This is a genomic window from Streptomyces sp. NPDC001604 (assembly GCF_042893475.1).
Lineage (GTDB): Bacteria > Actinomycetota > Actinomycetes > Streptomycetales > Streptomycetaceae > Streptomyces.
The window spans coordinates 1-18,502 of sequence record NZ_JBIAUY010000023.1; the positions used below are offsets into that span (position 1 = coordinate 1).

Annotated in this window: 17 protein-coding genes and 1 pseudogene; 15 read left to right on the forward strand and 3 right to left on the reverse strand. The window is 70.1% G+C overall.

Translation table 11 applies throughout. The features are described from left to right. The first annotated feature begins 445 nt into the window (after positions 1–445). The 4 genes and pseudogenes from ACFY1E_RS40995 to ACFY1E_RS41010 all read left to right on the forward strand — a co-directional run bounded on the left by ACFY1E_RS40995 (position 446) and on the right by ACFY1E_RS41010 (position 2,798). Positions 446–1,282 carry an MBL fold metallo-hydrolase gene (locus ACFY1E_RS40995; protein ID WP_389085843.1) on the forward strand — a complete coding sequence of 279 codons (837 nt, stop codon included), beginning with the start codon at positions 446–448 and terminating at the stop codon, positions 1,280–1,282. 432 nt (positions 1,283–1,714) lie between these two features. Then, positions 1,715–2,392: an N-acyl homoserine lactonase family protein gene (locus ACFY1E_RS41000; RefSeq protein ID WP_389085845.1), complete on the forward strand. Its 678-nt coding sequence runs from the start codon at positions 1,715–1,717 to the stop codon at positions 2,390–2,392. Positions 2,393–2,401: 9 nt separating this feature from the next. Continuing rightward, positions 2,402–2,575: pseudogene (locus tag ACFY1E_RS41005) on the forward strand (DUF664 domain-containing protein); the annotation flags it as partial. A 43-nt stretch (positions 2,576–2,618) separates the two neighbouring features. Further along, on the forward strand, positions 2,619–2,798 hold the full coding sequence (locus tag ACFY1E_RS41010; RefSeq protein ID WP_389085848.1) for a hypothetical protein: 180 nt from the start codon (positions 2,619–2,621) through the stop codon (positions 2,796–2,798). Positions 2,799–2,833: 35 nt separating this feature from the next. Here the strand turns inward: ACFY1E_RS41010 and ACFY1E_RS41015 are convergent, their stop codons facing one another. Beyond that, entirely contained in the window at positions 2,834–3,292 is a 459-nt protein-coding gene (locus ACFY1E_RS41015; RefSeq protein ID WP_389085850.1) for a MarR family winged helix-turn-helix transcriptional regulator, read from the reverse strand. Positions 3,293–3,381: 89 nt separating this feature from the next. Here ACFY1E_RS41015 and ACFY1E_RS41020 point away from each other — a divergent pair, with 89 nt between their 5' ends. The 6 genes from ACFY1E_RS41020 (at position 3,382) to ACFY1E_RS41045 (ending at position 9,198) form a co-directional block, all read left to right on the forward strand. After that, positions 3,382–4,485, forward strand: a complete 1,104-nt coding sequence (locus tag ACFY1E_RS41020) for a substrate-binding domain-containing protein (protein ID WP_389085853.1) — start codon at positions 3,382–3,384, stop codon at positions 4,483–4,485. Between the two features lie 540 nt (positions 4,486–5,025). Beyond that, positions 5,026–6,723: a purine-cytosine permease family protein gene (locus ACFY1E_RS41025; protein WP_389085854.1), complete on the forward strand. Its 1,698-nt coding sequence runs from the start codon at positions 5,026–5,028 to the stop codon at positions 6,721–6,723. Between the two features lie 377 nt (positions 6,724–7,100). Then, positions 7,101–7,316 (forward strand): hypothetical protein, encoded by a 216-nt coding sequence (locus ACFY1E_RS41030; protein WP_389085857.1) that lies wholly within the window; start codon positions 7,101–7,103, stop codon positions 7,314–7,316. 81 nt (positions 7,317–7,397) lie between these two features. Next, on the forward strand, positions 7,398–7,745 hold the full coding sequence (locus ACFY1E_RS41035) for a DUF1775 domain-containing protein (RefSeq protein ID WP_389085859.1): 348 nt from the start codon (positions 7,398–7,400) through the stop codon (positions 7,743–7,745). Between the two features lie 458 nt (positions 7,746–8,203). Further along, positions 8,204–8,419, forward strand: coding sequence for a hypothetical protein (locus ACFY1E_RS41040; RefSeq protein ID WP_115913793.1), 216 nt, complete (start codon positions 8,204–8,206; stop codon positions 8,417–8,419). Between the two features lie 119 nt (positions 8,420–8,538). Next, positions 8,539–9,198 carry a zinc ribbon domain-containing protein gene (locus tag ACFY1E_RS41045; protein ID WP_389085861.1) on the forward strand — a complete coding sequence of 220 codons (660 nt, stop codon included), beginning with the start codon at positions 8,539–8,541 and terminating at the stop codon, positions 9,196–9,198. 223 nt (positions 9,199–9,421) lie between these two features. Here ACFY1E_RS41045 and ACFY1E_RS41050 read toward each other — a convergent pair whose 3' ends face one another. Both ACFY1E_RS41050 and ACFY1E_RS41055 read right to left on the reverse strand, forming a co-directional pair. Next, positions 9,422–9,784, reverse strand: coding sequence for an ArsR/SmtB family transcription factor (locus ACFY1E_RS41050; protein ID WP_389085864.1), 363 nt, complete (start codon positions 9,782–9,784; stop codon positions 9,422–9,424). 135 nt (positions 9,785–9,919) lie between these two features. Further along, complete coding sequence (locus ACFY1E_RS41055; RefSeq protein WP_389085866.1) at positions 9,920–10,993, reverse strand: TerD family protein; 1,074 nt, start codon at positions 10,991–10,993, stop codon at positions 9,920–9,922. Positions 10,994–11,240: 247 nt separating this feature from the next. Between ACFY1E_RS41055 and ACFY1E_RS41060 the strand changes: the two genes are divergently transcribed. From ACFY1E_RS41060 to ACFY1E_RS41080, 5 genes are all read left to right on the forward strand, one after another. Continuing rightward, positions 11,241–11,507: a GlsB/YeaQ/YmgE family stress response membrane protein gene (locus ACFY1E_RS41060; RefSeq protein ID WP_115910834.1), complete on the forward strand. Its 267-nt coding sequence runs from the start codon at positions 11,241–11,243 to the stop codon at positions 11,505–11,507. Positions 11,508–11,927: 420 nt separating this feature from the next. After that, positions 11,928–12,977 carry a phosphate ABC transporter permease subunit PstC gene (gene pstC, locus ACFY1E_RS41065; protein WP_389085868.1) on the forward strand — a complete coding sequence of 350 codons (1,050 nt, stop codon included), beginning with the start codon at positions 11,928–11,930 and terminating at the stop codon, positions 12,975–12,977. A gap of 1 nt (position 12,978) precedes the next feature. Further along, a complete protein-coding gene (gene pstA, locus ACFY1E_RS41070; protein WP_389085871.1) occupies positions 12,979–14,211 on the forward strand; it encodes a phosphate ABC transporter permease PstA in 1,233 nt (410 codons plus the stop codon). After that, positions 14,211–15,851, forward strand: coding sequence for a phosphate ABC transporter substrate-binding protein PstS (locus ACFY1E_RS41075; RefSeq protein ID WP_389085873.1), 1,641 nt, complete (start codon positions 14,211–14,213; stop codon positions 15,849–15,851). Before pstA ends, ACFY1E_RS41075 begins: the two co-directional genes overlap by 1 nt. Next, a complete protein-coding gene (locus tag ACFY1E_RS41080; RefSeq protein ID WP_389085876.1) occupies positions 15,848–18,442 on the forward strand; it encodes a hypothetical protein in 2,595 nt (864 codons plus the stop codon). Before ACFY1E_RS41075 ends, ACFY1E_RS41080 begins: the two co-directional genes overlap by 4 nt. Positions 18,443–18,502: the final 60 nt, after the last annotated feature.

Sequence of the window (18,502 nt, forward strand, 5' to 3'; positions counted from 1 at the left end):
ATACCGAAAATCCTCGGCGCACCGAGTCGGCTCCGGAACCCCAACTCTTTGGGGTGTCCCGGCGCCCGTCTCTGGTTGCGCGGCGCCGCCCGACCGCGGCGAGCGCCCGGAACAGTTCCGGACCGTCCTGGTTCTGGTCCTGGCAGCGAGCGGGCCTGAACGTCAGGACCGCGTCCAGGACGTCCACCGCGGTCAGATCCTCGAGGCCGGGGACCGGCAGCAGGGGCAGTGTTCCTGCGCGGTCTGCTCGGCCTCCAGCGTGGTGCCCACACGGGCGGACGCCTTCGTGATCAGCGGCAGGCGGCACCGGGCCGGCCCGCCTCGATCCCTGCCTGGTGACGCTCGGCGAGGACGACCTGGCCGGGATGCGGGGCCGGAGGGAGGGGCAGATGATGGACGCATAGGCCGCGGCGCGATCACCATCCTGGGGGCATGGAGATGCGACATGCCGGTTCACAAGGTCCGCCCGAACATCAGCGTTCTCAATGACAGCATCGAGGTACCGGGGATCGGGCACCTACCGGTCAACGCCTTCGTACTGCTGGCCTCGCAGCCCGTCGTCATCGACACCGGACTCGGGCTCCCCGACAGGAACTTCCTGGAGGTGCTCGGTTCCGTGCTGGATCCCGCCGATGTGCGATGGCTCTGGCTGACGCACCCCGATCGTGATCACACCGGCGGGATTTTCGATCTGCTGGCCGCGGCACCCAAGGCGCGTGTCGTGACCACGTTCCTGTCCGCCGGGTTGATGTCCTGTGAGCGGCCGCTGCCACTCGACCGCCTGTATTTGATCAACCCAGGGCAGACACTGAACGTCGGCGACCGTACGCTCACCGCGTTCAGGCCACCGCTGTTCGACAACCCGGCCACGGTCGGTCTCTTCGACGACCGCTCGGGCGTCTGCTTCAGCTCCGACTGCTTCGGCGGGCCGATGCCCAGCACCGAAGCGGCACACGCCGATGACGTCGGTGCGATCGGCGTGGAGGAATTGCGGGCCGCGCAACTGCTGTGGGCCACGGTCGACAGCCCGTGGGTGCACAACGTAGACGTGGAGAAGTTCCTCGGCACCTTCCAGACGCTGCGGGACAGGGAGCCGGAGCTCGTCCTCTCCACGCATCTGCCACCCGCTCCGGGGATCACCCCGTCGATGATCGACACGCTCGGATCGGCAGCCGGGCAACCGGGTTTCGTCGGGCCGGACCAGGCGGCACTGGAGCAGATGCTGGCAGGGTTCGAGCCCACCGGCGGCGGGCACCGGCCTGCACCCGCCAGCCCGGGTTGAGTTCGGCGCCGCCTGCATCGGACCAGGACGAGGAGTGCAGACCGCGGCGTCCGTGCAGGGTGTTTCGAACCGCGCCCAGGGCAGTGTGCGGGCCGCGGCGAAGCAGCGAAGGTCCGGCCGCACCGTCAGGTCCAGATGGGCGGCGGGCGCTTGGGTGACGTACCGGATGCGGCAGCGCGGCGCGGACGACCCGGCGGCCGGCCCCAGTACCTCCGGGTGTCCCCTCGCCCGAGCCTGGAGACCAACGACAGCCCGCAGCAGAGTGGTCCTCCCGCACCCGCTCGGTCCAGGACCGCCGCCGCGCGAGACCCGATCCCATGGCGCGGGCTTCCGTCGCCGACCGCCGCCTTCAGTGCAGCCGACGGCATGGGGCGTGGTTCTGCTCTCGGCAGACCGCCCGACCGGAGCATCCGAACCCGCGAAACTGGCGGCATGGCGAAGAACATGGCGGTGCGTCGGCTTGACCTGGGGTACTTCATCCTCGCCTACCTGGTGCAACACGAGCACGGCCTGATCCTCTTCGACACCGGCATCGGCAAGGCGGATCCAGGGACCGAAGCCCATTACCGGCCCCGGCGGCGGGACCTACGGGATGCCCTGTCCGCGTCCGGAGTCGCTCTTGACGACGTCTCGCTCGTCGCGAACTGCCACCTCCACTTCGACCACTGCGGCGGCAACCCTCTCCTGGGCGGCAAGCCCATCCTGGTCCAGGACGTCGAGCTGGCCACTGCCCGCAACGGCGACCACACCTTCGACGAACTGATCGACTTCCCTGCCGCGTCGTATGAGGAACTCTCCGGTGAGGCCGAGGTCCGGCCGGGTGTCTGGATCATTCCGACACCAGGGCACACCCAGGGGCATCAGTCGCTGGTGCTCCGGCAAGAAGACGGCACGGTGGTCCTCGCCGGCCAGGCGCACGACTTCGCTTCGCATTACGCATCAGACCACTTGGCCCGGCAAGCGGCACGTGACGGCGTGGAGCAGCCGCTTCCCGCCTACCGGCACTGGATGGAGCGACTCGCCGACTTCGACCCACGACGCGTTCTCTTCGCTCACGACTGCTCGGTCTGGGAACCGTCGCGGAGCACCTTCCATGCAAGGTCGGACTAGGTGTGCTGTCTCAGCACGGGCGGGCTGGAGCAGCTCGGTGCCTACACCACCCGAAGCGGCGAACGCCCCAACCTCCGTCGCATTCTTCTTGACCTCATTGAGGAGTACGCTCGCCACGCCGGTCACGCCGACCTCATCCGTGAATCCGTCGATGGGCTCACGGGCGAGGATCCACCGAGGTGAACCGAGCGCAGGAACCTTCCGGGTCAAGGTCCGCGGCGGCAAGGTGACGGAGACGGTCGGCGTCGACGAGGACAGCCGGCTGCACGTGCGGAGGCTGCGCGGTGAAGTACCCACGATCGGCGGGCTGTTGAGACGGCTGGGGAAGGCCTGCAGCGACAACGCGCACACCGCCAGGGCGGAACCCCGTCATCCCGCCCGTACGCCGGCTGCACTCCCCCTCTGAGCACGCGAGTTTCTGCGCCGGCGGAGGGAGAACGCTCAGCCCTGCGGGCGACCTGGCACCACCGCGGGCAGCCCGTCCACCGTCGCCGTGAGGACGGACAGCAGGCGGGCGAGTTCTCCCTGGTCGCCCACGGCGTCGAGGAGCTGGGTCTGGTCGGAGTGGACGCGACGGGCGGCGCGGTCGTGGAGGATGCGGCCGCGGGCCGTCAGGTGGAGCAGGACGCGGCGGCGGTCGTGGGGGTCGGGGCGACGGTAGACCAGGTTGCCGGCGACCATGCGGTCGACCAGCTTGGTGAGACTGGGCGCCGGCATGAGGACGTGCTCGGCGATCTCGGTCATCGGATGGCCCTGACCATCAGCGACGGCCGCCAGGACACGCCACTCCTCCACCGAGCAGCCCTCCTGCGCCAGCACCCCCGCCAAGCGCTGCACGAGGCGTCGCTCGGCGTGGCTGAGCAGGTGGGCAAGGTCCGGCGAGGAGGATTCGGACGGCATTGCCGGTGTCCTTCCACTAGGTCTACTGTCAGGGCAGATTACGAGCCTCTGCGAGGGCGCCGGGGCCCGGACCGGGATCCGCGCGCCCAATGCCCTCACGGAGGTGGTCTGTGCATCCGGTGCCGCCCAGAGGGAACGGCGACTCGAGCACGACGCTGGTCGTGGCTCTGGTCGTGCCGTTGCAAGGGCCGGCCGGGGTCTTCGGCCCGTCCTGCGAACTGGCCGCGCAACTGGCCGCGGAAGAGCTCAACGCCGTGGGCGGCGTGCTGGACCGGGAGGTCCAGCTCGTCACGGTGGACGGCGGGACATCGCCCGAGCAGGTGGCTGCCGAGGTCGAGGCCCTGGTGTCGCTGGGCGCCGTCGACGGAGTGCTGGGCTGGCACACCTCGGCGGTCCGCCAGGCACTGCTGCCGCGGATCGCGGGCCGGGTGCCGTACGTCTACACCGCCCAGTACGAGGGCGGCGAGCGCACCCCCGGAGTCTTCCTGACCGGCGAGACCGATGCCGCCCAACTGCTCCCTGCGATGCGGCTGTTGGCCGAGGCGACCGGGGCGAGGCGTTGGTGCACGGTGGGCAACGACTATGTGTGGCCGCGGGTGACCGCTCGTACCGCGCGACGGTATGCCCGCGCCTGTGGCGGCCGGGTGCGGGACGAGGTCTTCGTCCCGCTGGGGACGCACGAGTTCGGGCCGGTGCTGCGCCGGATCGAGCGGAGCGAGGCCGACGCGGTGCTGATGCTGCTGATCGGGGACGACGCGGCCCGCTTCAACCGGGCGTTCGCCGCATACGGTCTTCACCAGCGGTGCCTGCGCCTGAGCACCCACATGGACGAGAACATCCTGCTGGCCACCGGCGCCGAGGCCACCGAGGGGCTCTGGGCGGCGGCCGGGTTCTTCGAGACGCTCGCGACCGCGGAGAGCCTGGACTTCAGCGCCCGTTACGCGGCCCGGTTCGGGGTGCAGGCACCCGTCGTGGGGAGCCTCGGCGAGTCGTGCTTCGAAGGGGTACGGCTGCTGGCGGCGCTGGCCGAGCGGACGCGATCGCTGGATGTCCGGGCGATGTGTGCCGTCGCGGACACGGTGTCCTACGAGGGCCCGCGGGGCGTGCTGCGGCTGGACGGCAACCATCTCGCCCAGCGGTTGTATCTGGCACGGGCGGACGCCTTCGACTTCCACATCGTCGCCCAACTCTGACTCCTCGCCCTCCAGTTGGGGCTGGTCAGCGCACCTCTCAGGCCGCTGTCCCGCGTGGCCGTTGACAATACCCTGCCGCAGAAATACTTTCTACGGGAAGTATCAAGCGTAGCAAGTCGCCATCCGTGACACAGACCGCGCCGGGCACCCGCCCTCCCGTCTTCCCACCCGGAGGCGCGAGACGGGCACCGACGAACCCCCGTCGGACCGTACGCAATCGCGAAATTCACCCCAACCTCCGTAAACAGCGTCACCCGCCCGGCCGCCCGCCAGAGAATTGCGCCAGGAATCCGCACGACACCCTCACCTTCAGCCGCGGGCAGCAACAAAGTGACCAGCTCAGAGAGCATGTCCAGACACTCTGACCAGCCTTGTTCAATTCCGGATACCCTATTTTCTACGCGCGTCACATAAAGGGCTCGTCAAAGAACTCCCTTTTAAAGAACGGGAAACGCCCGAGAAACAGAAGGACCTGACTCTTCCCTGAAAACACCCGGAGTCATCCGGGTCGTGGCCCTGCGTCCGGAAGAGGGAAGAGACGTGACGGAGATCGTCGACAAGGAAGCGCCGCCGGCGAGTGCGGGCGGACGGACGTACAACAACTGGGCGCAGAACGACACGTTGGAGGACTACTCGCTGCGCTACGCGCCGAAGTCCTTCCGCCGCTGGACCCCCTACGTGGTGGCGACCACGGCCCTGGGCGGCATCGCATACCTCGCCGACTTCGCCATCGGCGGCTCCATCGCCATCTCCAACGGCTTCTCCAGCGCCATGGTGGCCATCCTCGCCGCGGCAGTGGTCATCTTCCTGACCGGCATCCCGATCTCGTACTACTCGGCGAAGTACTCCATCGACATGGACCTGTTGACCCGGGGCGCGGGCTTCGGCTACCTAGGGTCCACGCTCACCTCGGTCATCTACGCCAGCTTCACCTTCATCTTCTTCGCCCTCGAAGGCTCGATCATGGCGCAGGCGCTGGAGCTGGGGCTGCACATCCCGCTCGCCGTCGGCTACTTGATCTGCTCCCTCATCATCCTGCCGCTTGTCATCTACGGCATGACGGCGCTGTCCAAGATGCAGGTGTGGACGCAGCCGGTCTGGCTGGTGCTGATGGTCGCGCCGTTCGTGTCCATCGCCATCCAGGAGCCGGACAAGTTCTCGCAGTTCACGCACTTCGCCGGCAACTCCCCCACCGGCTCCGGCATCAGCATGCTCGGTATCGGCGCGGGCGCCGGCGTGGCCCTGTCCCTGATCGCGCAGATCGGCGAGCAGGTCGACTACCTGCGGTTCATGCCCGACAAGACGCCCGAGAACAGCAAGAAGTGGTGGGGCGCGGTGCTCTCGGCGGGCCCGGGCTGGGTGGTGCTCGGCGCGGCCAAGCAGATCGGCGGGGCCTTCCTCGCCTTCTACATCGCCGGCAGTGTGGGCCTGTCCAAGGCCAACGAGCCCATCCAGCAGTACGTGCACGGCTTCAAGACCTTCGCCGCGCCCGTGGCCCTGGGCCTGGCCACGTTCTTCGTGATCCTCTCCCAGATAAAGATCAACTCGACGAACGCGTACTCGGGTTCGCTGTCCTGGTCGAACTTCTTCTCCCGGCTGACCCACCGTCACCCCGGCCGCGTCGTCTACATCTTCCTCAACGTCGGGATCGCCCTGGCCCTGATGGAGGGCGGCGTGTTCGGCTTCCTCAACACGGTGCTCGGCTTCTACTCCAACGTCGCCATCGCCTGGATCGGCGCTGTCGTCGCCGACCTCGTCATCAACAAGCCGCTGAAGCTCAGCCCCTCCTACATCGAGTTCAAGCGCGCCCATCTCCACAACTTCAACCCTGTCGGCTTCGGTTCGATGCTCATCGCCTCGGCCGTCTCCATCGCCGCGTACTTCAACGCCTTCGGCGACTACGGCAAGGCATACTCCCCGTTCATCGCCCTGTTCCTGGCCATGGTGCTCTCGCCGCTCTTCGCGGTGCTGACCAAGGGCAAGTACTACATCGCCCGGGTCGACGACCTGGAGGAGCCGCTGCTCGGCGCCGACGGCCTGCCGTCGGCGGTCACGCTCACCTGCACCGTGTGCACCACCGACTTCGAGCGGCCCGACGTGGCCAACTGCTCCTTCCACTCCGGGGCCGTCTGCTCCCTGTGCTGCAGCCTGGAGAAGGACTGCCACGACTCCTGCAAGAGCGGCGCCGGCGCCGGACCAGTCGTACTCGCCATGCCGACCGTCCGATCCGCGGACTGACCACCCACCCTCGCAACCATGGGTGATCGGCTCCGGCCCGCGTCCTTCGACACGGGCCGGAGCCGATGTCGGCTGTCCTTCGGGCGATGGCTCCGGGCCCCCGCCTGCGCACCACCGCCACCCGCGAACTGTCTGGAAAACCCGCCCCCCCATACAAGTCGGAGCTCCGTGCCGTTCAGTTCCCGACCGTCCCGGCGATATCGAGGCACCGGAAGCGCGGGAGGAGCACTAGCGCGCACCGGCCATCGACCGCGCATCAGCCCGGGGTGGGGGCGTGCGTTCGGCCGAGTCGCGCCGGGTATCCCTCGGGCAGTCCCTGCGGCCGACGGTTTCGGACACCGATGCGCCGCGCCCCCCATGCACGGAGGTGGAGCAGCATGCCCGAGACCAACGGACTGGAGCCCGTGGCGACCTTCTGCGGCAACTGCGACTGCGGTTGTCCCCAGCTGTTCGTCGACCCGAGCGCCCCCGCCGAACAGCGAATCATCCTGACCGACGACTTCGGCCAGCGTGTGCAGATGAGCGCTGACCAGTTCTCCGACCTGGTCTCCGATGCCAAGGCCGGCAAGCTCGACGGCATCGCCATGCCCTGATCCCCGGCTGCCGCTACTCCGGTCGTCGGCGGCCCCGGTGATCGCCGGCGACCACCCGCAAACGCCTCGGCGCATGCCGCCTTGCTGTTGACCGACCCCGCCGCGAACACCCAGGACTTCACCGTCGCCTTCGGGCAACTACCGAGTGGTACCGGCCAACTGGTGTTCAAGGCCCTGCAGAGCCATTCGGACGGCAAGATCGTCCGCTGGATCGAAGAACAGCAGCCCGGTAGGCCCGAGCCGGAGAACCCCGCTCCGACGCTGAAACTGACGGCAGCGACCACCTCCGACTTCAACTCACCGGGCGCCGCCTCGACGGCCGGTGACTCCACCGCCCGTGCCCTGGCCGTCGGCGGCTTCGTCGTCGCCGTACTGGCTCTGATCGCGGGTGGCCTGGCCTTGGCCCGAGCCCGCCGCGCCCGGCAGTAGCCGCGCGCGGTGCAGGGGCTCCGACCCGAATCAGGCGGTCGGAGCCCCTGCCTCGGATCTTGGTGCTGCGGATGGTTCAGCGGGGGCGAGTAGGCGATGGACTCGGCGAGCAGGGCGGCAAGGCGCCGGGGGACGGGCCCGGCGCTCTCAGGGGGTTGCGGCGTCGGCCGAGCAGGCCGAGGACCGACTCCGGGCAGGCGCCGACGGGTCGGACCCGCTCCGAACTGCAGCCGGAGTCCGAGGACTCCGAGTTCAAGGACTCCGAGTTCCAGGACCTGTATCCGAAGACGTCGGGGTCCGTGGCGCCCTTGACCCGAGGGCGGAGCTGGTGCAGGTCGCCGAAGCGGGGCGCGAAGCGGCCGACGAGATGCCGCGGGAGGATGCGACGTCAGGGAGCAGCACAGCAACGCATGTCGACTTGCGCAAGCCTTAAACTGACGGCCGTGGAAACGATCGGCATGACGGGATGGGAGACCGCGGTGCTCACCGGAGGACCCGCGGACGGACTGCGGATGAAGGTCTCCGACCGGCCGCGGGTGATCCAGGTGACGTATCCGTGCCAGGTGGAAGCCGGACCGGAGGGCCTGCGCGCGGAAGGGGTGTACCTCTACCGCCGCGACTACGGCGTCACGAGCGAACCGCTACGGTACGGCTTCGACATAGCCAGCCCCTGAGGGAGGGGCTCACGCCGGGCGCAGGGCCGACGACGTGACTTTTCGGCCATCGAGAACCAGTACTCTTCCGCCTGCGTCGTACGGCAGTGTGCCGACGGCTCGACCTGTGGGGGGACCACATGAGCAGCGAGATCTACTTCAGCAACAACTACCGTGACCTGTGTGAACGCAACGGTACCGGGGCGGGTTTCCAGTTCGAGTTCTCCTGCTCGCGCTGCTACGACACCTGGCGGTCGCCCTTCGAGGCGTACGTCGGCGAGCGGGCCGCCAGTTGGCTCCAGAAAGGCGCCGACGTCGCCTGGAGCCTGCTCGGCAACACGGGCAGGGGCGTGACGTCGGCGGCCGACGGGCTTGCGGGGGCCGGCTGGGGACAGGCCCGCGACCACGCCTTCCAGCGGGCGATCAACAATGCGCAGGGGCACTTCAACCGCTGCGCGCGCTGCACCAACTACGTCTGCGGACGCTGCTGGAACGCCGCACAGGGACTGTGCCTGCACTGCGCCCCCGACACCGCGGCCGAGGCCATGGCGGCCCAGCAGCGCGGCCTGAACGACATGGCCTCGCAGCGGTCCTACGCCGCGGGGCAGCAGGCGGGGCAGTCCTACGACCCGTCCGCACCCCGGCAGTTGGTCTGTCCTCAGTGCCGTACCGAGACCCATGGAGCCGCCTACTGCTCCGGCTGCGGCTACCACCTGGCCCAGTCCAACCAGTGCGCCTCCTGCTCCGGCGTCGTGCCGAACGGTGCCGCCTTCTGCCCGGGCTGCGGCACACGCCAGTAGCCGGGCCGGTCTCAACGCTCGCGCGCGGCGGGGCGGGACAGCCCGCTTGCCTTCCCGCGTCGGAGTCGGGCTCGGCGGCGGCAGCCGCGGATGGCCTCTCTTGCACCACGCCCCGTTGGCCAGCACCCTTCTGCAACAGGCGCATCAAGACCTGGGTGAGGTGCCGCTGTGTCCGCGCCGCGGCATGGTCCGGCCCGGCCCCGCCGTAACGGCCGCGGCGGTATCAGACACCTGCCGCGTTCAGTCGGCGTACCGGTGCGTCGGCCTTGCGCGTCCGGGCGGTCAGCTGCCCGACCATCACGCGGACCACGGTCACGACATCCGGGTCGTCGACGTAGTAGACCTGCCGACGGCCGTCGCGTCGGGCGCGGACGAGGCCTGCGAGCTTCAGCTTCGCCAGGTGCTGGCTGACTGCGGGCAGCGCGCCGCCGACCCGGTCGGCCAGATGGGTGACGTCGCTCTCGCCCAGGGAGAGCGCCCACATGATGTGCAGCCGGGCCGACGAGGCAAGCAGTCCGAAGGCCTCGGCCGCCTCCGCCAGGAGCTCGGCGGACGGGTCCTCATAGCCACCGACGTTCTGCGCCACAGTCGTCTCCCGCCCCAGCCTCGTCACAGTGCCCGCACACGTGCGCACCCAGTGTAGGCGTACGGCCTCGGTGCGCAGGTGGTACCGGGTACCCGGCCGTCCCCATCGAAGGCCGGGCAGGCCGCAGTCCGCCGGTCATTCCTCGTAGTAGTTGTTGACGATCACGTCCGGCTCGTCGTCGTCGAACGCCTCGCTCAGCAGCGCGCCACCGACCAGACCGGCCGCACCGGCGCCGATGAGCGCTCCGGCGCCGAAGCGGCGACCGCCGCCCTGCTGTTGGTGGTGGTCCGCGTACGGCTGCCCATGGCCCTGCTGGGGACAGCCCTGCGGCGCGGGCTGCGGGTAGCCCTGCTGGGGTGGCGTGTAGAACGGCGGCGGTGTGCTCTGCACGCGCTGCGCACAGCCGCCGCACGTCTGGATCGGCCGGGGCACGCCCCACTGCGGGGACCAGGTCACGGTCGTCGTGCCGGGGCCGTGGTCGGGGTCGAAGAAGCACGTCATGGGGGAACTCCCGGTGGGTTGCGGGGTGGGGGCGAACGCCGGTGGCGGCGGGGAGACGACGGTCGGGGTGGGAGCCGCGGGCGGCACGTACGCAGGAGTGCTCGCCGGCGCCGAGTTGCTGGGAGCCGAGTTCGGGGGCGTGTCGCGCAGGACGTTCACGCCGTAGTCGGTGGCGATGCCGGCCAGCCCGGAGGCGTAGCCCTGGCCCACCGCTCGGAACTTCCACTCCGCCCCATGTCGGTACAACTCGCCCACGACCAGGGCGGTTTCGCCCGACATGCCGCCGGAGGCGAGGTCGTAGCGGGCCAGTTCGGTGCCCGCTTCCCGGTCGAGGACGCGGATGTGGGCGCGGTGCACCTGTCCGAAGCTCTGGCCGCGGGAGGCGGCCTCATAGAGGGAGAGGAGGAACACGATCTTCGTGACGCGGTCCGGGACCAGGGCGAGGTCGACCTGGATCTGCTGGTCGTCCCCGCCGACCGCACTGCCGCCACCGGAGTGACGGACCGAACCGTCGGGACTGGTCAGGTTGTTGAAGAAGACGAAGTGCTGGTCGGAGAGCACCTTCCCGGACGGGTCGCACAGCAGGGCGCCGGCGTCCAGGTCGCAGCCGGTGTTCGTCTGCCAGCCCAGCCCGACCGTGACCGCAGTCAGGCCCGGGGCCTGCTTGCTCAGCGACACGTTGCCGCCCTTGGTCAGGGACACACTCATGCACGTCCTCCGCAGTTGCCGGTTCCGCTCTCCGCGGTCCTCTTGGTCAACTCGACCCTAACTCTTCCACTTGCCGGCTTGCGCAAATGTCTTGATCAGGTGACAGAACCTCAACGGCTCATCCGCAGTGACCAGCAGGCCCTCGTCAACGCGACGCGACCGTTCCTAGGATTGCGCAACCAAGCAACACGCAGCATGGGGCACCCGGCGGACTGCGCCCGGCCCCACCCGACTGGAGGACAACACCGTGGGCATCATCAGCTGGATCATCCTCGGCCTGCTCGCCGGAGCGATCGCGAAGATCCTGCTGCCCGGCCGCGACCCGGGCGGTCTGATCGGCACCACCCTCATCGGCGTCGCCGGCGCCTTCGTCGGCGGCTGGCTCTCCGCACGCTTCCTCGACCGCCCGGTGGAGAAGAACTTCTTCGACCTCTACACCTGGGGCGCGGCCATCGGCGGCTCCCTGGTCCTGCTCATCGCCTACCGGATCCTGTTCGGCAACTCGCGCGACTGACCCGCCCACCGGCCCGCCGTCCCGGTCCCAGATGGCCGGCCCCTGAGGCCGGCCACTGCCGACTTCCCCTCGGTCTCGGCCTCCCGCTCTCGACGGACGTGCCCTCCACCTTCCTGACCTCCACGGCGTACTTGCCGGGACCGCCGCTGACCGGAGAGGTCGCAGAAGGCCAGGGCCGCGCGCCGGCCAAGTACCCGGGATCCTCGAACCCGTCCGGCCGGCCGACAGCCGCAACCCCTTTGCAACGAATGCCGCGTTTCCGTACGGCGACTTCCACAGCAGCCCCACCGAAGTGACATGAGTCGTTCACCGATCATCCAGATTTCACGCCTCGCAGCGACAGGATTCGGCCATTGACTCTCACCGCGCGGCGCCCGCTCGGAGCCGTGTGGGGCCATTCGTTTCCCTGTGGAGGCGCACGTGCTGTCCGCTCAGGAGGACTCCGGCAGAACGGGGTCCAACGGATCGGAGTCCGGTGAACCGGAGTCCGACAGACCCGTACCGCGTCGGCCGTACACGGCCCGTGGGTTCGGAGACCGGGTCTTCCGCTTCCAGTTGACGGCCACCGGGGTCGTCGTCCTCGGCATCATGGCGGCCGTCGGACTCTTCCTTCTCCTGCGGGCCGTCCAGGCGCTGCGCGCCACCGGCCCCTCCTTCCTCACCACCGCCCAATGGCAGCCGGACGTGCACCACTTCGGTATCGCGGCCGTGCTGACCGGCACCCTGCTGATCGCCGCCGTCGCCGTCACGATCTCGGTGCCGCTGGCGGTCGGAACCGCGCTGTTCATCTCCGACGTGGCACCGCGCAGCCTGCGCCGCACGCTGGTCACGATGGTCGACCTGATGGCGGCGGTGCCCTCGGTGGTGTACGGGCTGTGGGGGCTGTTCTTCCTCCAGCAGCACGTCATCGGCCTGTCACGGTGGCTGTCGGACTGGTTTGGCTGGATACCGCTGTTCACGGTGGACGGCACTCAGCCGGGTGAACCGCTCGCCTCCGAGAGCGTCTACACCGCGTCGGCCTTCGTCGCCGGGATCGTCGTCGCGCTGATGGTCGCGCCGATCCAGTGCTCGGTGATGCGCGAGGTGTTCGCGCAGGCGCCGGCGGGCGAGCGCGAGGGGGCGTACGCACTGGGCGCCACCCGTTGGGGCATGATCCGCGCGGTCGTCCTGCCGTACGCCAAGGGCGGCATGATCGGTGGCACGATGCTCGGGCTCGGGCGGGCGCTGGGCGAGACCATCGCCGTGTACCTGATCATCTCGCCGGTCTTCGTGATTCAGCCGCACATCCTGCAGACCGGCTCGAACTCGGTGTCCTCGCTCATCGCCCTGCACTACGGCGACGCCTCCGCCTTCGGCATGTCGGCGCTCATGGCGGCGGGCCTGGCACTGTTCCTGCTCACCCTGGCGGTCAACTTCACCGCCTCCTCCATCGCGGCCCGCTCCCGGTCCGGCGCACTGAGTGAGGCATGAGATGACCGTCGACACCGTCGTGGAACAGGCCGCACCCGCCGCCGAGGCGGCTCCCCCGGATCTCACCGACCGCCCTCGCCGCATCGGCGGCGCCACCCGCTCCGGCGTTCTCTCCCTGTGCGGGGCCGCCGCCTCCGGCCTCTGCATCACCCTTCTGCTCTTCGGCCGACTCGCCCCGTTCTCGGGCGCGTTGGGCTTCGTCGTCACCGCCTACGTCGCCTTCCTCGTCGTCTACGCCGTACTCACCGGCCTCGAGGAGGATGCCCAGGCGGTACGGGACCGGGTGATGACGGTCGTGCTGTGGACGGCGGCCGTGGTGCTGTTCTCGGGTCTCGCCCTGGTCGTCGGCTTCACGGCCTGGCGTGGGCGGGAGGCGCTGCCGCACGGCAACTTCTTCACCCAGGACATGCAGGCGGCGGGCCCGCTGGACCCGCTCACCAACGGCGGCATCGCCCACGCGATGCTCGGCACCCTCATCATGATCACGATCGCGCTGGCGATCACGGTGCCGCTGGGGCTGGCCTGCGCGGTCTACCTCACCCAGATACCGGGCCGCTTCTCGCGGTTCGTCCGGACGATCGTCGAGGCGATGACCGCGCTGCCGTCGATCGTCGCGGGTCTGATGGTGTACGCGATCTGGATCCTCGGGCTCGGAATGCAGAAGTCGGGGCTCGCGGCCGGGTTCGCGATCAGCGTGATGATGCTGCCGATCGTGATCCGGGCGGCGGACGTGGTGCTGCGCCTGGTACCCGGCACGCTGACGGAGGCCGCCGAGGCGCTGGGCGCCCCGCGCTGGCGCACGGTGTGGCACGTCGTCCTGCCGACCGCCCGATCCGGCCTCGCGACCGCCGTCATCCTCGGCACCGCACGCGGTATCGGCGAGACCTCACCGGTGCTGCTCACCGCCGGGTTCACCGCCGCGCTCAACGCCGACCCGACGAGCGGCCCGATGGTCTCGCTCCCCCTGGCCGTCTTCAACTTCGTCAAGTCCCCCCAGCCCACGATGATCGCCCGCGGCTTCGGCGCGGCGGCCGTGCTGATGGCCCTGGTCCTGGTCCTGTTCGTGATCGCCCGGGTGATCGGCGGCCGCGGACCGGGCCACCAGAGCAGGCGCCAGGCCCGCCGCACGGCTCGCGCCTCACGCCGGGACGTGGAGCGGTTCGCCGAACTGCACGCGCCGGCCCCGCAGCTGTTCGCCACCGAGCAGACCGACGACCCCGGAGACACCCACTGATGTCCAGCCCCGTCATCAACGCCCTGCGTCGGCTGGGCATCCTGGCCGTGCTCCTGGGCACCCTCACCGGCCTCCCCGTCACCCCCGCCGCCGCCGACAGCTACACCCCCATCGCGGGAGCCGGCTCGACCTGGGCGGAGAACGCCGTCGACGAGTGGCGCCGAGCCGTCAACCAGTACGGCATGCGCATCTCGTACGCCGGTACGGGCTCCTCCGACGGCCGCCGCCAGTTCCTCAGCGGCACCGTCGACTTCGCGGTCTCGGACATCCCGTTCCAGACCCACCCCACCGACGGCAGCGCGGCCGAGCGGCCCGGCACGGGCTCGTACGCCTACATGCCCATCGTGGCGGGCGGCACCGTCTTCATGTACCACCTGACGGTCAACGGCAAGCGGGTCACCAACCTGCGCCTGTCCGGAGACGTCGTCACGAAGATCTTCACGGGGGTCGTCAAGACCTGGGACGACCCGGCAGTCAAGGCCGACAACCCCGGCCTCCAACTGCCCCATCGCCAGATCGTGCCCGTCGTCCGCTCGGACGGCTCGGGTTCCACCGCCCAGTTCACGATGTGGATGGCCAACCAGCACAAGGCCCTGTGGCAGGCGTACTGCGGGCGCGTCGGCCGTTCGGGAGCGTGCGGGCAGACCTCGTACTACCCGACCGTCTCCGGCATGATCGCCCAGTCCGGCGACCTGGGCGTGGCCGGCTACGTCGCGCAGAACTACGGCGAGGGCGCGATCGGTTACGTCAACTACTCCTACGCCCTCAACGCGCACTATCCGGTCGCCAAGGTCCTCAACCACGCCGGCTACTACACCGAGCCGACCCCGCGGAACGTGGCCGTCTCGCTGCTCAAGGCGAGGATCAACACCGACAAGAGCTCGCCCGACTACCTCACCCAGCAGCTCGACGGCGTCTACAACGACAGCGACCGGCGCAACTACCCGCTGTCCAGCTACTCGTACATGATCCTGCCGTTGAAGGTGCAGGGCACCTTCACCAAGGCCAAGGGCAAGACGCTCGGCGCCTTCTCCTACTACTTCATGTGCCAGGGCCAGCAGCAGGCACCCGATCTCGGCTACTCGCCGCTGCCCATCAACCTCGTGCAGGCCGGCTTCGACCAGATCCGCCGGATCCCCGGTGTGCAGACGCAGAACATCAACATCAAGGGCTGCAACAACCCGACCTTCACCGCCGACGGCCGCAACAAGCTCGCCGAGACGGCGCCCTACCCGGCGGCCTGCGACAAGCAGGGCGCCGCGCCCTGCACGACGGGCAGCGGGGGCGCCAAGTCCCACGGTGCCAGTGGGAGTTCGGGCGGCGGTTCGGGCGGTGGTTCGGCGAGCGGCGGCTCCGGCACGGGTGGTACCGCAGCGGGCGGCGGATCCGGCGCCGGCACGCAGCCGTCGGTCGACCCCGACACGGGCCAGATCCTCACTGCCGAGGGCAGCGGTGGCGGCTCCGCGACCGCGGGCGGCACCGTCGCCCTGGCCCAGCCCGTCGCGGTCGCCGGGCGCAGCGGCTGGACGAGCACACAGACGCTGATGGTGCTCGCCGCCTTCCTGGTCCTCGGCCTTGTCCTGCTGCCCTCGGTGGTCTCCCGGATGATCCGGCGCGCCTCGGGCGGAGGCCCGCGATGAACCGCCTACGACGTCTGCTCCTCCGTGTCGTCGCCGGAACCGCCGTCGGCGCGCTCGCCGGGTTCGCGGTCGCCCAGTCCGCGCCGCCCGCGACGGCCGCGGACACCGGGTCCGCCGTCACCGTCTCGGGCCGCGGCGAGTTCAAGGACATGAAGTTCACCGTCGGCCAGACCACCCATCTCACCAGCCAGGCCATCACGGTCTCCTGGACGGGTGGCACCCCGACCACGTTCGCGGGCACGCTGTTCAACACCGACTTCGTGCAGATCATGCAGTGCTGGGGCGACGACGACGGCACGGTCCCGTCCAACCCCGGCCCGCCGCGCACCCAGTGCCAGTACGGCGCCTCCCCGACCACCGGCCGGGGCAGCTGGCCGGGCAACGACTACGACGACACCCGCCAGGTCTTCTACAGCGCCGAACCCACCAACTACGGCCAGGACGAGCGGTACGGGGCGACCAACCCCAACGCTCCGGGCGAGGTCCCCTTCAAGCCGGTCAGCGGCGCCACCATCACCAGCAACACCCAGAACAACCCCTACTTCAGCCGCAACACCACCAACGAGGTCGACTTCGCCCGCACCGGTGCCGACGGCAGAGGCACCGAGAACTTCGAGGTACAGACCGCCAACGAGGCCCCCCACCTCGGCTGCGGCGAGCCGGTGAGGACCAACGGCGTCACCAGGCCCCGCTCCTGCTGGCTGGTGATCGTCCCGCAGGGCCACCTCGACCTGGACGGCAAGCCGTACGCCGACCACAGCCAGGTCAACGCGGGCTCCCCGGTCTCCTCCACCAACTGGAAGAACCGCGTCGCCATCCCCTTGGACTTCAACTCGGTCGGCACCAACTGCGCCCTCGGCGCGAAGGAACGCCCCACCACGGGCAGCGAGCTGGCCGCCGACGCGATGACCAGCTGGCAGACGGCCCTGTGCCCGACCGGGAAGGTCTACGGCTACACCGAGCTGGGCGAACCCGACACCCGCGCACGTCTGGGCAACGACGGCTCCTCCGGACTGGCCTTCACCACCCGGGCCTTGGGCGCCGACGCGGGCACGACCGCGCCCGGCGACAGCACCGTGTACGCGCCCACCGCGCTCTCGGGCACCGTCATCGGCTTCACCATCGAACGCCGGCCCAAGGCCGGAGCCTCCACGGCGACGCAGCGACTCGCCGGAAGCAAGGTCACCTCCATCGACCTCAACCCCCGGCTGGTCGCCAAACTGCTCACCGAGTCCTACCGCAACTCCCCCTGGGGAGCGGTCGTGGGCTCCACCGCCGCCAAGGGCTACGGCTGGGCGAAGAACAACCCGGCGGGTCTGGCGAGCGACCCCGAATTCATCGCGCTCAACCCCCAGTTCGCCGAGCTGTCGGTCGCCGAGACCCCGGCCACCGACACCGACCTGCTCACCTCGCTCGGCCACAGCGACTCGGCCCGCGCCGTGTGGCAGTGGATCGCCGCCGACAAGGACGCCCGCAACTTCCTCGCGGGGGTGTCCGACGACTGGGGCATGCGGGTCAACCCGTACTTCTCCACCAACGCCGACCTGAACCCGACCGGTTTCGCCTTCACCCCGGCCGACACCGACACCTACCCGAAGAGCGACCCCTGGTGCACGATCCCGCCGGGCACCGGGGCCACCGAGAAGCAGTGCATGATCGACTTCCATCCGTATGTGCCGGACATGCACGCCGGCGCGCTGCACACCCTGCGCGCCGACAGCCTGTGGAAGGCGAACTGGGACCCGCTGTCGAGCCCGCCCGCGTTCAAGACACCCGGCCCGCAGACCGTGGGCTCCCGGTTCATGATCACGATCACGGACGCGGCCTCCGCGGCCCGGTACGGCCTGCAGACCGCCCGGCTGCGCAACGCGGCGGGCGAGTTCGTGGCGCCGACGACCGCCTCCCTGACCACGGCCGCGAAGAGCGCCTCCGGCAAGGGCGTCGCCGAGATCAGCCCGTCGAACGTCAAGGCGAAGGGCGCCTTCCCGCTGGCCCAGCTGGTCTACGCGGCCCTCCGCCCGGCCAAGCTCGAGGCCGGCGCCCGCAAGGACTACGCGGCCCTGCTGACGTACGCGGCCGGCAGCGGACAGGTCAGCGGCGCCGACCCGGGCCGCCTGCCCGCCGGGTATGCCCCGCTGTCCAAGGCCCTGCGCACCCGCACGGCCCACGCGGCCGCCGCCCTTCTGCACTACACCGGGCCCTCCTCGGGCAAAGGGGGATCCGCCGGGACCGGCGGCTCAGGCACCGTCGGCACGGGCGCAAGCAGCGGCTCCGCCGGTGCGGCGGCAGGCGGTACGGGCGCCGGTGCGGGCGGCGCGAGTGCCACGCCCAGCGCGCAGGCGTCGTACGGCGGCGGGAAGGCCGTACAGACCACGGCCGCAGGCCGAACGCCCGCCGACCCGGCCAACCCCCTGCGCTATGCCGTACCCGTCGGTGCCGCCCTCGGCGCCGCGGCCGGCGCAGGCGCCCCCTTCGCCGGCGGAAACCGGCTGCGGCTGCCCCTGCGGGTGCCGCTCCCGGGCGGCCGCACGGTGACCGTCGTACCCCGGCTCGCCCTGCCCCAGCGGCTGCGCAGGCTGCTGCGGCCTTGAGAACGGGCGCCGAAGGGCGCCCCCACAGACGGCCGCCCGCCCCGAAAGGCAGTCGGGGCG

Excerpts from the sequence above, each read along its gene's own strand:
- ACFY1E_RS40995 (WP_389085843.1), top strand. The coding sequence starts at position 446 with ATGCCGGTTCACAAGGTCCGCCCGAACATCAGCGTTCTCAATGACAGC.
- ACFY1E_RS41000 (WP_389085845.1), top strand. The coding sequence starts at position 1,715 with ATGGCGAAGAACATGGCGGTGCGTCGGCTTGACCTGGGGTACTTCATC.
- ACFY1E_RS41015 (WP_389085850.1), bottom strand. The coding sequence starts at position 3,292 with ATGCCGTCCGAATCCTCCTCGCCGGACCTTGCCCACCTGCTCAGCCAC.
- ACFY1E_RS41020 (WP_389085853.1), top strand. The coding sequence starts at position 3,382 with ATGCCCTCACGGAGGTGGTCTGTGCATCCGGTGCCGCCCAGAGGGAAC.
- ACFY1E_RS41030 (WP_389085857.1), top strand. The coding sequence starts at position 7,101 with ATGCCCGAGACCAACGGACTGGAGCCCGTGGCGACCTTCTGCGGCAAC.
- ACFY1E_RS41040 (WP_115913793.1), top strand. The coding sequence starts at position 8,204 with ATGACGGGATGGGAGACCGCGGTGCTCACCGGAGGACCCGCGGACGGA.
- ACFY1E_RS41045 (WP_389085861.1), top strand. The coding sequence starts at position 8,539 with ATGAGCAGCGAGATCTACTTCAGCAACAACTACCGTGACCTGTGTGAA.
- ACFY1E_RS41055 (WP_389085866.1), bottom strand. The coding sequence starts at position 10,993 with ATGAGTGTGTCCCTGACCAAGGGCGGCAACGTGTCGCTGAGCAAGCAG.
- pstA (WP_389085871.1), top strand. The coding sequence starts at position 12,979 with ATGACCGTCGACACCGTCGTGGAACAGGCCGCACCCGCCGCCGAGGCG.
- ACFY1E_RS41075 (WP_389085873.1), top strand. The coding sequence starts at position 14,211 with ATGTCCAGCCCCGTCATCAACGCCCTGCGTCGGCTGGGCATCCTGGCC.
- ACFY1E_RS41080 (WP_389085876.1), top strand. The coding sequence starts at position 15,848 with ATGAACCGCCTACGACGTCTGCTCCTCCGTGTCGTCGCCGGAACCGCC.